This window comes from Citrobacter freundii complex sp. 2025EL-00176 (assembly GCF_053309355.1).
This window is the reverse complement of sequence record NZ_JBRYHT010000003.1, coordinates 87,810-101,649: the sequence shown is the minus strand read 5'-3', so window position 1 is coordinate 101,649 and position 13,840 is coordinate 87,810. Positions and strand designations below refer to the sequence as shown.

Below are 13,840 nucleotides of genomic sequence, written 5' to 3'. Positions count from 1 at the left end.
GGGAATGTTTACTGTTTCCCACTGAAGCGGGTGTGAATACTAACCAAAGCGAATAACCTTCGCAAGGGCAATTTGTTAGCATTGTATCAACTGCGGAAAAAATCGCCATATCAATCAAAAACGCAGCAACTTCTCCCAGCATCTCTGCATCACTGCACGTTGATCGTCAAGGTTCGCCCATACCACAACGGGGATTTCACAAATCAGATCTGCGTTTTCTGGCCAGCAGTGAATAACTTGCTGATTCACCAACTCTTCCGCCACCATCGATTCGGGTAACCATGCCATTCCCATATGGCGTAGCACCATTTCGCGTATCGTTTCACTTAAACCGCTCTCAAAGACTTTTTTCAGGCGCGGACGGACACGTTGTTCTGCCGGCTCAATAATGCGTCTGACAAAGGTATAGTCGCTATAGCAGAGCCACGGAATAGGCACCTGCGGATCGTCAAGCGTATCCGCCAGTTGCGCAGAAATAACTGGAATAAATCGCTCATATCGCCATAGCGAACGTTTTAACCCGCCGGCGATCTCCAGCCCAGGCTGCGCAGACGGTAAATCGTATGTCACCAGCAGATCAATCTGCCGGTCAATCAGCGCATTAAAGTGGTTGTCTATCCCCTGAATACTGGCATTTACCGTGAAATTGAGCTGTGGTTCACTCTGGCGCAAATAGTTGATCATATCCGGCAGGATATTGACCGACAGCGTATGCAGACTGACCATGACCAGCGTGTTATCCGTTGCGGGCGACATCGCCGATAGCTCGTGGCGCGCCTCTGTTAACGTACTGAGGACGTGTCGGGCATAGGGCTCAAATCGTTCACCATAGCGCGTCAGCGTGACGGGAGTTGTGGTCCGATCAAACAATGGCACGCCCAGCACCTCCTCCAGCGCCTTAATACGCCGACTGAGTGCAGGTTGCGTAATATGCCGCTGCGCTGCGGCCTGAGAGTAATTTCCATGCTGACTCAATGCCAGAAAATCTTCCAGCCACTTACAATCCACGTTGAACTCTCCACCATGCCATAACCGCATCCTCCAATAACAAATCGGTAATAGTCATAGATATAGTAATGGCTTTATGGTGAGCGTCATAACAACAATATTCCGTTTCACCTGCCGACTCTCACCCTCGACGTTTGACAGGACCGATATGTTTACTTTACTGACCAATGCCCGTGTTTTTTCCCCTGAAGATTTAGGCCTCTGCTCCCTGCTCATTCATGCCGACCGAATTGTGGCGGTAGAAAAAGATATTTCACTCTTTGATGGCGTCAAAGAGGTCATCGATTGTCGGGGTAAATGGGTTATCCCAGGTATCATCGATCAGCACGTCCATCTTACCGGTGGCGGCGGGGAAGCTGGGTTTGCCAGCCGGACGCCAGCAGTCAAGCTGCGCGATCTGATTCAGGCGGGCATTACCACGGTCGTCGGCGTATTGGGTACCGACGCTATTTCTCGCTCACCGAAAGATCTCTACGCCAAAATGCAGTCCCTTAATCTCGAAGGACTGCGTGCGTTTATGCATACGGGAGCCTACGCGGTACCCAGCCCGACCATTACGCGCTCTATCCGCGATGACATGGCATTTATTCCGGCGATTCTTGGCGTCAAAATCGCGCTCGCCGACCACCGCGGTTCGTATCCCTCTTTCCAGGAATTGCTGAGAATAGTCAGCGATATCCGCGTCTCTTCCCTACTGGCCGGGAAAAAAGGGCTGCTACATGTCCACCTGGGGAATCTACCGGAAGGGATGTCGCAACTGCTTGAGCTGTGTGATGCAGGCATTCCGATTCACCACATTTCACCGACGCATGTGGCAAGAACAGAACCCTTGTTCGAACAGGCGATTGCTTTCGCCCATCGTGGCGGCCATATCGACGTGACGTCTGGCGGTAGCCGCTTTACACCTCAGGAACAGGCGATTCTCCACGCCCTGGAAGCACAGGTTCCGGCCGAGCGCATCACGATCAGTTCTGATGGCAATGGCAGCGTGCCGCGCTTTAACGCGCAGGGCATCGTGGAAGGTTTAAGCGCGGCACCGGTCGCAGGCAACCTTAATCTGCTTCCTCGCCTGATTGATGTGGGAATTCCGGTGTCTCAGGCGATCGCCATGCTGACGGCAAACGTCGCACGTTCGTTGGGTATTTCCGGCGGCGTGCTCTGCGCCGGGGAACGCGCCGATATCTGCGTACTTAATGATGACCTCTCGCTGGCCCATCTGTTTGCTGCGGGTAAGCCGTTGCTGCGCGATGGCGAGTGCCTGGTCACCGGCAACTTTGAGTGAGGAAGCGAGAATGTCATTATTACTGGCGCTAATCGCCATTATCTTTGCCGGACGTCTGATTCTCAAAAAGTATCATCCCCAGTCAGTGCTGCTGTTGACCGGGATTGTACTGCTGCTGATCGCGCATTTTAGCGGCATGACGACGCTCAGTAGCCTGGTGAAAAAAAGCACCGGCTTTGGCCCCTTCGACGCCTTTGAGTTTATTCGCGATACCCTGAGCGTGCGCCTCGGCGGTCTTGGGCTGCAAATTATGCTGATTGGTGGCTTCGCTACCTATATGTCGGCCATTGGCGCAAGCCAGGTGCTGGTTCGGGTGACGTCTCGTCCGTTGCAGCGTCTGAACTCGCCTTATCTGCTGTTGGGACTGGCGCTACTGCTGGGTCAATTCCTGTCGCTGTTTATCAGCAGCGCTACCGGACTGGGCCTGTTGTTAATGGCGACGCTTTATCCACTGCTGACCCGACTGGGCTGTAGCCGCGCCGCCGTTGCCGCCGTTATCGCCAGTACCTGTGCGGTTGAGTTTGGCCCCGGTTCCGGCAACTCAGTTCTCGCCGCCAAAACCGCAGGTATCGAGGTCGTGAACTATTTTGTGCAGGATCAGTTACCGATCGTCGTCCCCGTAATCCTTTTCATCGCCCTTCTGCATATTGTTGTGCAACGCTTTTTCGATCGTCGGGAAAATGGTGACAATGCGGCTCAGCAGATGCAGACATTAACGTCGACCGAAGAAGCCGACGCCCCGATCGCCTGGCTGTTTTTGCCCATGCTGCCGCTGGTGTTGATGCTGGTATGCAGCGATTTAGTGTTCAGCTCACTCAAAATTACGCTGGATACCGCCGTACTGATAAGTCTGGCCATTACGCTGGTTTGTGAGTATGGACGTCATCGTAAAGCCCGGGAAGTCATGGCTGGCGTACAAAAGGTTTTCGACAGCATGGGCAGCGTTTTTGCCACCGTGGTGACGCTGATTATCGCCGGTGAAGTTTTTTCTGCCGGACTGAAAGCCATTGGTGCCGTCGACGCGCTGCTATCGCTTTCCGGTGAATTTGGCCTCAGCGCCGCCTCAATTATCCTGCTGATGACCCTTATCACTTTTGCGATTTCAGCGCTGATGGGTTCCGGAAATGCGGCGTTTTTCTCCTTCGCCCCAATGGTGCCGGACATCAGCCGCCATATCGGCAGCGATATCGCAGTGATGATGTTGCCTATCCAGATATCGGCGGGTATTGGTCGTACGTTATCCCCCATTGCTGGCGTCATCATTGCTATCGCGGGAATTGCTGGCGTATCACCAGTGGATATTGTCAAGCGCACCGCGATCCCGATGCTCGGTGGTTGGCTACTGATGATTGCGCTGACCTTTGCCCGGTCAGGGCATTTATTGGCGGTTCTGCCGTGGCTGGCAGTTCTTGTACTGCTGATGCTCGGGGGATATTTCTGGCAACGCCGGCGTAAACAGCCGCTGGCGGTACAGTAAAAAAAAGCCGGGGTCTCAGACTCCGGCTCTCACTGTCTTCAGCGTTTACGCCGCTTTCACAGCATCTGCAATACGGTGGGCGAATTCAGTTACCTGCGCCTCGTCTTCGCCTTCAACCATCACACGAATTAATGGTTCAGTGCCAGACTTACGCAGCAGGACGCGTCCACGATTACCCAGCGCCGCTTCAACGTCAGCCATCACCGCTTTCACATTTTCATTTTCCAGCGGATCGCCGCTACCTGCGGTGTAACGAACGTTAACCAGCAGTTGTGGGAACATTTTCATACCGCTGCACAGGTCGTGCAAACTCATATGATTGCGCACCATCGCGGTCAGCACCTGCAGACCCGCCACGATACCGTCACCGGTGGTGGTTTTATCCAGCAGGATCACATGGCCTGAGTTTTCCGCGCCGATACTCCAGCCTTTTTCCTGCATTTTTTCCAGGACATAGCGGTCACCGACTTTCGCACGGGCAAACGGAATACCCAGCTGTTTCAACGCCAGCTCAAGGCCCATGTTGCTCATCAGCGTGCCTACCGCGCCACCGCGCAGTTGCCCCTGACGCAGCGCTTCACGGGCGATGATATACATGATTTGGTCACCGTCGACCTTATTGCCTTCGTGGTCGACCATGATCACGCGGTCGCCGTCGCCGTCCAGCGCGATACCCAGATCGGCTTTTTCCGCGATCACACGCGCCTGCAGGGCACGGACGTCGGTAGCACCGACTTCTTCATTGATGTTTACGCCGTTTGGCTCACAACCAATGGCAATAACATTGGCGCCCAGCTCACGCAGTACATTTGGCGCAATGTGATACGTCGCACCGTTAGCGCAATCGACCACAATTTTAAGCTCGCTCAGGCTCAGTTCATTCGGGAAGGTGCCTTTGCAAAACTCGATATAGCGACCGGCGGCATCGACGATACGGGTGGCTTTACCCAGCTCAGCCGAGTCCACACAAGTGATGGCTTTTTCCATCTCGGCTTCTATCGCTTCTTCAACCGCATCCGGCAGTTTAGTGCCGTCGATAGAGAAAAATTTGATCCCGTTGTCATAGTACGGGTTGTGCGAAGCGGAGATGACAATCCCGGCTTCAGCACGGAAAGCACGCGTCAGATAAGCAACGGCTGGTGTTGGCATTGGGCCAGTGAAAGAAGCAGACAGACCTGCGGCAGCCAGGCCCGCTTCCAGCGCAGATTCCAGCATATAGCCAGAAATACGCGTATCTTTACCGATGATAATTTTTCGTGAACCATGACGTGCCAGCACTTTTCCTGCCGCCCATCCCAGTTTGAGCACAAAGTCAGGGGTAATTGGGGAGTCGCCTACGCGGCCACGGATCCCATCAGTGCCAAAATATTTACGATTACTCATAGCGTTTGTTTTCCTTTGCAGACAATGTGGCTTCCACCACACGCATCGCTTCTACGGTTTCTTTGACGTCATGGACACGAACGATCTGCGCCCCCTGCATTGCGGCGATCACCGCGCACGCAAGACTACCGCTCAGGCGTTCGGATGGCCCCACATTCAGCAACTGACCAACCATTGATTTTCGTGACATCCCAACCAGCAGCGGCAGATTAAAATGATGAAACTCAGCCAGGCGCGCCAGTAATGTGTAGTTGTGGGTGAGATTTTTACCGAATCCGAATCCCGGGTCGAGCAACAATTTATCTTTTGTGATGCCAGCTCGTTCACAACGTGCTATTTGCTCAACAAAGTAACGATTTACCTCAGCGAACACATCCTCGTACTTTGGCGCTTCCTGCATGGTTTTCGGCTGCCCCTGCATATGCATCAGACAAACCGGCAGTCCGGTTTCTGCGGCGGCTTCCAGCGCCCCGGGTTCCGAGAGTGAACGAATGTCATTAATGATATGTGCGCCGACCCGTGCGCATTCGCGAATCACTTCGGGTTTTGAAGTATCGACGGAAATCCATACTTCAAAACGTTGAGCAATTGCCTCTACCACGGGGATCACCCGCTGCAGTTCTTCTTCCACGCTCACATCAGCCGCGCCCGGACGCGTGGATTCCCCCCCCACATCAATGATAGTCGCCCCGGCGTTAATCATCAGATTTGCGTGTTTTACCGCCTCAACCAGAGAGTTGTGCGCCCCGCCATCGGAAAAAGAATCTGGCGTAACGTTTAAAATCCCCATGACATGAGGATGGCTGAGATCCAGTGAAGAACCCTGAGCAAAGAGTTTCATAGTTTTATCCCTGGTAAAAATCTTGAGTATGCAGATAAGAAAAACCCCGGAGCAAGCCCCAGGGTTTTCAATTAAAACACGGTCATCATCAACGATAACTTATTTGTCGCCCAGTTGCTCTGACATGGTGCCAGAGTCCGGCGCACGCGGTTCATCAACCGGACGCGGTGCGCTCGGCTTGCCGGCGCTGCCAGAGTTGTTATTAGAAGAACCCGGTTCTTCCCAACCTGCAGGCGGACGCACGTCGCGGCGAGCCATCAGATCATCAATCTGCGGCGCATCGATGGTCTCATATTTCATGAGCGCATCTTTCATCGAGTGCAGAATGTCCATGTTTTCGTTCAGCAGACGACGAGCACGGTCATAGTTACGCTCAATCAGCAGCTTAACTTCCTGATCGATGATGCGAGCCGTTTCATCGGACATATGTTTAGCTTTCGCCACAGAACGTCCCAGGAACACTTCGCCTTCTTCTTCAGCGTACAGCAGCGGACCGAGTTTATCGGAGAAGCCCCACTGAGTAACCATGTTACGCGCCAGGTTAGTCGCGACTTTAATGTCGTTCGACGCACCGGTAGAAACATGTTCAGCACCGTAGATGATCTCTTCTGCCAGACGACCGCCGTACAGCGTGGAGATCTGGCTTTCCAGCTTCTGACGGCTGGCGCTGATTGCGTCGCCTTCAGGCAGGAAGAAGGTCACACCCAGCGCACGACCGCGCGGGATAATCGTTACTTTGTGTACCGGATCGTGTTCCGGTACCAGGCGACCGATAATCGCGTGGCCTGCTTCGTGATACGCGGTAGATTCTTTCTGCGCTTCCGTCATCACCATGGAGCGACGTTCCGCACCCATCATGATTTTGTCTTTCGCTTTCTCGAACTCAACCATCGACACCACGCGCTTGTTGCCGCGAGCAGCAAACAGCGCCGCTTCGTTCACCAGGTTCGCGAGGTCCGCACCGGAGAAGCCAGGGGTACCACGGGCAATGATTGCCGCATCGATATCCGGAGACAGCGGTACGCGACGCATATGCACTTTCAGGATCTGTTCACGACCGCGAACGTCCGGCAGACCAACCACAACCTGACGGTCGAAACGGCCTGGACGCAGCAGCGCAGGGTCAAGAACGTCCGGACGGTTAGTTGCCGCGATAACGATAATACCTTCGTTACCTTCGAAGCCGTCCATCTCAACCAGCATCTGGTTCAGCGTCTGCTCACGTTCATCGTGACCACCGCCCAGACCAGCGCCACGCTGGCGGCCTACGGCGTCGATTTCATCGATGAAGATGATGCACGGTGCCGCTTTCTTGGCCTGTTCGAACATGTCACGCACACGAGATGCACCAACACCCACGAACATTTCCACGAAATCAGAACCGGAAATTGTAAAGAATGGAACCTTCGCTTCACCGGCAATCGCTTTCGCCAGCAAGGTTTTACCGGTACCCGGAGGACCGACCATCAGGACGCCTTTCGGGATTTTACCGCCCAGCTTCTGGAAGCGGCTCGGTTCGCGCAGGTATTCAACCAGCTCAGCAACCTCTTCCTTCGCTTCGTCACAACCTGCAACGTCAGCAAACGTGGTTTTGATCTGATCTTCCGTCAGCATGCGCGCTTTGCTCTTACCGAACGACATGGCGCCTTTGCCACCACCGCCCTGCATTTGACGCATGAAGAAGATCCAGACACCAATCAGCAGCAGCATTGGGAACCAGGAAATGAAGATAGAAGCCAGCAGGCTCGGCTCTTCAGGCGGCTCACCGACAACCTTGACGTTTTTGGTCAGCAGGTTATCAAGCAGCTTCGGATCGTTAACCGGAATGTAGGTCGTGTAACGGTTACTATCTTTCTTGGTAACGTTAATCTCACGTCCGTTGATCTTCGCTTCACGAACCTGGTCCTGATTGACCTCTTGCAGGAAGGTAGAGTAATCAACCTTACGGCCATTAGACTCGCTGGGCCCAAAGCTCTGGAATACTGACATCAGCACAACGGCAATGACCAGCCAGAGAATTAGGTTTTTCGCCATGTCACTCAAGGGATTAACCTCATATTACAACTGTGTTAAAAACAGCGTCAGGATACTCTATATCCAGTTTCTTTCAAACTTTCGTTTGAAATCTACCGGTTATGGTTTACGCCCGGTCGCTACAATATACACTTCACGCGAACGGGCGCGAGAAGAGTCCGGCTTACGAACTTTGACCTTCGTAAACAGGGAGCGAATCTCTCTTAGATACTCATCGAAGCCTTCGCCCTGGAACACCTTCACTACAAAACTACCACCTGGCGCTAAAACATCTCGAGCCATTCCAAGCGCCAGCTCTACCAGATACATGGCCCGGGGAATATCCACCGCCGGTGTTCCACACATATTTGGCGCCATATCAGACATGACAACTTGTACTTTACTGTCACCTACGCGTTCAAGTAACGCTTGCAGGACTAATTCATCACGAAAGTCGCCCTGAAGGAAGTCCACACCAACGATTGGATCCATAGGTAAAAGATCGCAAGCGATAATGCGGCCGCTGTTGCCGATCTGCGTAACCGCATATTGCGACCAGCCACCGGGTGCAGCGCCGAGATCAACAATCGTCATCCCCGGTTTAAAAATTTTGTCACTTTGCTGTATTTCATCAAGTTTAAACCAGGCACGGGAACGTAACCCCTTTTTCTGCGCCTGTTGAACATATTTATCGCTAAAGTGTTCCTGAAGCCAGCGACTCGAGCTGGCAGAACGCTTTTTACCTGTCATTTCACATTCCCAAAGGGCAGTTCATCGTAACCAATGGTGTAAATTTCTACACAGCTATTTGGTGATATATGGGAGATGGCGGTAGAATGACCCGTTTTCAATCCCAACGTAAGCAAAAATATACGATGAATCTGAGTACTAAACAAAAACAGCACCTGAAAGGTCTGGCACATCCGCTCAAGCCGGTAGTTATGCTTGGCAATAATGGTTTGACCGAAGGGGTACTGGCCGAGATTGAACAAGCGTTAGAGCACCATGAACTTATCAAGGTGAAAATCGCCTCGGAAGATCGCGATACCAAAACCTTGATCGTGGAAGCTATCGTACGCGAAACCGGCGCCTGCAATGTACAGGTCATCGGCAAAACGCTGGTACTGTATCGCCCGACTAAAGAACGTAAAATCTCGCTGCCACGCTAAGAATATCCCAAAGTCGCACACGAAGTTTGTGTAAAACGCGGGGTTTTCCGCTAGCAGGAGAGCAAAATGCCACGCTCTCTTCGTTGATAAAAGGCCGCTATGCGGCCTTTTTCCTTTCTTTACAATGTATCAACATCTTAACCAAGATGCGAATTACAGGTATTCGACCTTCGTTACTTCATATTCAACTTCACCGCCCGGCGTTTTGATAACGACGACATCATCCTGCTCTTTGCCAATCAGGCCACGAGCAATAGGCGAGTTCACTGAAATCAGGTTCTGTTTAAAATCAGCTTCATCATCGCCGACAATACGCCAGGTCTGCTCTTCGTCATTATCGAGATTCAGAACGGTAACCGTCGCGCCGAAAACAACACGGCCATTGTTCGGCATTTTAGTGACGTCAATCACCTGCGCATTGGACAGTTTAGCTTCGATATCTTTAATGCGTCCTTCGCAGAATCCCTGCTGTTCGCGAGCCGCGTGATACTCCGCGTTCTCTTTCAGGTCACCATGCTCACGCGCTTCCGCGATAGCGGCGATAATTTCAGGACGGCGCACAGATTTCAGAAAATCCAGCTCTTCGCGCAGTTTTTCAGCACCACGTAAGGTCATCGGGATAGCTTGCATTTGTTATACCTCTTGAACATTCCTGTAGGGGGCGATGGTTCTCACCCCGGCTGCTAAGCCCACTCTGACATACGCCATGCCAGAGTCAGAAGCAAAAAAATACCGACCCGGGGCTCAAGGTCCCAGGTCAGCTACAATTCTCTATTTGATGATCATTTTACCCTGGAGTTCCCTATGGGTCATCGTTTACTTTTTGGGGCGTTGCGCCGTAGTATGACGGCCTGTTTCCAGGTTGTTAGCGCGAGATTATGCGATTTCCCAGATTTACCATTGGATTGACTGCCAGTATAGCGTTCAGCGTTCAGGCTGCGAATGTCGACGAATACATCAACCAGCTTCCTGCCGGGGCCAACCTCGCCCTTATGGTACAGAAGGTTGGCGCACCTGCACCCGCTATTGATTTTCATAGCCAGCAGATGGCGCTCCCTGCCAGTACCCAGAAGGTGATCACCGCGCTGGCGGCGTTGATTCAGCTCGGACCTGACTTCCGTTTTACCACCACGCTTGAGACGAAAGGCAACGTGGAAGGCGGCGTGTTGAAAGGTGACTTAGTGGCGCGATTTGGCGGCGATCCGACGCTAAAACGCCAGGATATTCGCAATATGGTGACGACCCTGAAAAAATCGGGCGTGACGCAAATTGCCGGAAATGTTCTGATCGACACCTCTATTTTCGCCAGTCATGATAAAGCCCCCGGTTGGCCCTGGAACGACATGACGCAATGTTTTAGCGCACCGCCAGCCGCAGCCATTGTCGATCGCAACTGTTTCTCGATTTCGCTCTACAGCGCGCAAAAACCGAACGATCTGGCATTTATTCGCGTGGCATCCTACTACCCCGTCACCATGTTCAGCCAGGTGCGAACCCTCGCGCGTGGCTCTGCCGAAGCGCAATATTGTGAACTGGACGTGGTTCCAGGCGATCTCAACCGCTTCACGCTGACCGGATGTCTGCCCCAACGCGCCGACCCGCTGCCGCTGGCATTCGCCATTCAGGACGGCGCCAGCTATGCCGGAGCGATTATCAAAGATGAGCTAAAACAAGCAGGTATCACTTACAGCGGTACGCTGCTGCGCCAAACGCAGGTCAACGAGCCGGGAACCGTGGTTGCCAGCAAGCAGTCAGCGCCGCTGCATGATCTGCTTAAGATTATGCTGAAAAAATCGGACAACATGATTGCCGATACCGTTTTCCGCATGATTGGCCATGCACGATTTAACGTACCGGGTACCTGGCGGGCAGGTTCCGATGCCGTACGCCAAATTTTGCGTCAGCAAGCGGGTGTGGATATCGGCAACACCATTATTGCCGACGGTTCTGGTCTCTCCCGCCATAACCTGATTGCCCCGGCGACCATGATGCAGGTACTGCAATACATCGCACAGCACGATAACGAGCTGAACTTTATTACTATGCTGCCGCTGGCGGGCCATGACGGCTCCCTGCAATACCGTGCGGGCCTGCATCAGGCTGGCGTAGATGGCAAAGTATCAGCGAAGACAGGCTCACTACAGGGCGTCTACAACCTCGCAGGCTTCATCACCACGGCAAGCGGTCAGCGCATGGCATTTGTGCAGTATCTGTCAGGTTATGCGGTTGAGCCGGCAGACCAGCGTAATCGTCGTATTCCACTGGTACGCTTCGAGAGTCGGTTGTACAAAGATATTTATCAGAACAACTGATAGAAAACGGGCCGCAAATGCGGCCCGTTGGCTTTTGTAGGCCGGATAAGCGTAAGCGCCATCCGGCTACGAGATTAACGTTTGTAGATGAACTCGACGCCTTCTTCGTCGTCTTCGTCCCAATCGTCATCCCAGTCATCTTCCGCTTCGTCTTCGACTTCAGCGAGCTGCTGGCGGTGATAATCATCCCACATGAACTCAACTTTCTCTGGCTGTTTCGCTTCTTCAGCCTGAACGATCGGGTTCTCGATGATAAAGGTCATCACATCCCAGCACAGATCCTTCACGCCCAGTTGGCTGGCGGCTGAGATCAGGTAATATTTATCTTCCCAGCCCAGCGCTTCAGCAATCGCTTTCGCTTTCTCTTCCGCTTCGGCCTTGTCCAGCAAATCAATTTTGTTGAACACTAACCAGCGCGGTTTAGACGCCAGATCCTGACTGTATTTTTCCAGTTCGCCAATAATGATACGGGCGTTTTCTACCGGATCGGAACCATCAATCGGATCGATATCGATGAGGTGCAGCAGTACGCGGCAACGTTCCAGGTGTTTCAGGAAGCGGATACCGAGGCCCGCGCCTTCAGCCGCGCCTTCAATCAACCCCGGAATGTCGGCCACAACGAAGCTCTTTTCGTTGTCCATACGCACCACGCCCAGGCTTGGTACCAGGGTGGTGAACGGATAATCAGCAACTTTCGGCTTCGCTGCGGATACCGCACGGATAAACGTCGATTTACCGGCGTTTGGCATACCCAGCATACCCACGTCCGCCAGCAGCATCAGCTCCAGCATCAGATCGCGCTTATCGCCCGGTGTACCCATCGTTTTCTGACGCGGAGTACGGTTGACCGAGGATTTGAAACGGGTGTTACCCAGGCCGTGCCAGCCGCCTTTAGCGACCATCAGACGCTGACCATGCTTGGTCATGTCGCCCATGGTTTCGCCTGTGCCCTGATCGATAACGCGCGTACCGACAGGCACTTTAATCGTGACGTCTTTACCGCGCTTACCGGTGCAATCGCGGCTCGCGCCATTCTGACCACGTTCCGCACGGAAAGATTTTTCAAAACGGTAATCGATCAGCGTGTTCAGGTTCTCGTCGGCTTCCATCCATACGTCGCCGCCATCACCGCCATCACCGCCGTCCGGGCCGCCTTTTGGAATATATTTTTCACGGCGGAAGCTCACGCAACCATTACCGCCATCGCCTGCAACGACCAGAATCGATGCTTCATCAACAAACTTCATTTTACTCTCCGTAAATCATTCGCCTGAGCGGGGTTGCGAAACCACCGTTTCATGCTTACGTAAACCGCCCCAAATTCGATGACCAATGGCGGAATACATCGCGCCCGCAACCACGATAAACGCACCGAGATAACCTAATAGGTTTAGCATCGGTCTGGCGAAGAAATCGGGCCAGGCCAGTGATAATAAATCTGAAAATAACAACGTAAACAGCGGGGTAAGCGTAATAATGGCGCTTACCTGCGCCGCCTGCCAACGCGCCATCGCTTCCGCGAGAGCGCCGTATCCTACCAGCGTATTCAGGCCGCAGAATACCAGGCAGGCCAGCTGCCAGTCGCTGAGCTGCGTGATGACACCGGGTTTAGCCAGCGGCAACAACGCAATCGTACATAAAGTGTACAGCAAAAACAGGATCTGCGGTGACGCCAGACGGCGCAATAACACCTTTTGCGCGACCCCATAGCTCACCCAGACCATCGCCGCACCGACACCAAAGATAACGCCCCAGGTGTAATCGGTGAGTCGGGTAAAAATTTCGATCAGACTGGTATTAAAAAACAGAACCAGGCCGCTCAGAAGCATAATGGCGCCAATCACCTGCGTGCCGCGCATCTTTTCTTTCAGGATAAAGACGCTGGCGATCATCATGCCAACCGGTGACAGTTGGCCGATAACCTGCGAAGCCGTTGGGCTCAAGTATTGCAAAGATGAACTAAACAGAATGAAGTTACCGAACAGCCCACCGGTGGCTATTGCCAACAGCACCAACCAACGCGCTTTGCGAAAAATGCGCAATGGAGGGAGCTTTTTTTTAACCGCAAGAATAGCGCCAAGGCCAACGCTTGCCATTAAAAAACGGTAGAACACCACGGTAGGAGGCTCCATCACCTCCAGCACTTGCTTCATTGCGATTGGCAAAGCGCCCCAACATATTGCAGTCGTGAGTGCTAACAGAATACCAATGCCTGCCTGCTGCTTCATGCCGTATTCCCTGCAAGGGCTCGTTTCCGGTTTATCACGGCGCGACGAGCATATTTACCGGCCGTCGAATGTAAAAAGCCCCGCAACGTGTTGCGGGGCTTTTATCCGTTACCGGGACGCGAAAAAC

General features: G+C 53.1%; 12 protein-coding genes. 4 read left to right on the top strand and 8 right to left on the bottom strand.

The window, feature by feature from the left end:
* Positions 1–114 precede the first annotated feature (114 nt).
* Positions 115–1,008 carry a LysR family transcriptional regulator gene (locus ACVXHP_RS09360; RefSeq protein WP_047026436.1) on the bottom strand — a complete coding sequence of 298 codons (894 nt, stop codon included), beginning with the start codon at positions 1,006–1,008 and terminating at the stop codon, positions 115–117.
* 148 nt (positions 1,009–1,156) lie between these two features.
* On the opposite strand from ACVXHP_RS09360, the gene iadA reads away from it, so the two are divergent.
* Both iadA and dcuC read left to right on the top strand, forming a co-directional pair.
* Positions 1,157–2,290, top strand: a complete 1,134-nt coding sequence (iadA, locus tag ACVXHP_RS09355) for a beta-aspartyl-peptidase (RefSeq protein ID WP_137360128.1) — start codon at positions 1,157–1,159, stop codon at positions 2,288–2,290.
* A gap of 10 nt (positions 2,291–2,300) precedes the next feature.
* The gene (gene dcuC, locus ACVXHP_RS09350) at positions 2,301–3,767 is read left to right on the top strand and encodes a C4-dicarboxylate transporter DcuC (RefSeq protein ID WP_447571334.1); all 1,467 of its coding nucleotides are present in this window, start codon (positions 2,301–2,303) and stop codon (positions 3,765–3,767) included.
* Between the two features lie 45 nt (positions 3,768–3,812).
* On the opposite strand, the gene glmM is transcribed toward dcuC, so the two are convergent.
* From glmM to rlmE, 4 genes are all read right to left on the bottom strand, one after another.
* Positions 3,813–5,150, bottom strand: a complete 1,338-nt coding sequence (glmM, locus tag ACVXHP_RS09345; RefSeq protein WP_047026384.1) for a phosphoglucosamine mutase — start codon at positions 5,148–5,150, stop codon at positions 3,813–3,815.
* Positions 5,143–5,991, bottom strand: coding sequence for a dihydropteroate synthase (gene folP / locus ACVXHP_RS09340; RefSeq protein WP_005121305.1), 849 nt, complete (start codon positions 5,989–5,991; stop codon positions 5,143–5,145). The genes glmM and folP overlap by 8 nt, the downstream gene beginning before the upstream one ends.
* Before the next feature lie 99 nt (positions 5,992–6,090).
* A complete protein-coding gene (ftsH, locus tag ACVXHP_RS09335; protein ID WP_447571333.1) occupies positions 6,091–8,025 on the bottom strand; it encodes an ATP-dependent zinc metalloprotease FtsH in 1,935 nt (644 codons plus the stop codon).
* A 99-nt stretch (positions 8,026–8,124) separates the two neighbouring features.
* The gene (rlmE, locus tag ACVXHP_RS09330; protein ID WP_006687879.1) at positions 8,125–8,754 is read right to left on the bottom strand and encodes a 23S rRNA (uridine(2552)-2'-O)-methyltransferase RlmE; all 630 of its coding nucleotides are present in this window, start codon (positions 8,752–8,754) and stop codon (positions 8,125–8,127) included.
* A gap of 125 nt (positions 8,755–8,879) precedes the next feature.
* Between rlmE and yhbY the strand changes: the two genes are divergently transcribed.
* Positions 8,880–9,173, top strand: a complete 294-nt coding sequence (gene yhbY / locus ACVXHP_RS09325) for a ribosome assembly RNA-binding protein YhbY (RefSeq protein ID WP_003025016.1) — start codon at positions 8,880–8,882, stop codon at positions 9,171–9,173.
* 153 nt (positions 9,174–9,326) lie between these two features.
* Here the strand turns inward: yhbY and greA are convergent, their stop codons facing one another.
* Positions 9,327–9,803, bottom strand: coding sequence for a transcription elongation factor GreA (greA, locus tag ACVXHP_RS09320; RefSeq protein ID WP_003025019.1), 477 nt, complete (start codon positions 9,801–9,803; stop codon positions 9,327–9,329).
* A 248-nt stretch (positions 9,804–10,051) separates the two neighbouring features.
* Between greA and dacB the strand changes: the two genes are divergently transcribed.
* On the top strand, positions 10,052–11,485 hold the full coding sequence (dacB, locus tag ACVXHP_RS09315) for a serine-type D-Ala-D-Ala carboxypeptidase (protein ID WP_447571332.1): 1,434 nt from the start codon (positions 10,052–10,054) through the stop codon (positions 11,483–11,485).
* 74 nt (positions 11,486–11,559) lie between these two features.
* Here dacB and cgtA read toward each other — a convergent pair whose 3' ends face one another.
* Together cgtA and ACVXHP_RS09305 are read right to left on the bottom strand one after the other, a co-directional pair.
* Entirely contained in the window at positions 11,560–12,732 is a 1,173-nt protein-coding gene (gene cgtA / locus ACVXHP_RS09310; protein WP_200009128.1) for an Obg family GTPase CgtA, read from the bottom strand.
* Between the two features lie 15 nt (positions 12,733–12,747).
* On the bottom strand, positions 12,748–13,713 hold the full coding sequence (locus tag ACVXHP_RS09305) for a DMT family transporter (RefSeq protein ID WP_200009129.1): 966 nt from the start codon (positions 13,711–13,713) through the stop codon (positions 12,748–12,750).
* Positions 13,714–13,840: the final 127 nt, after the last annotated feature.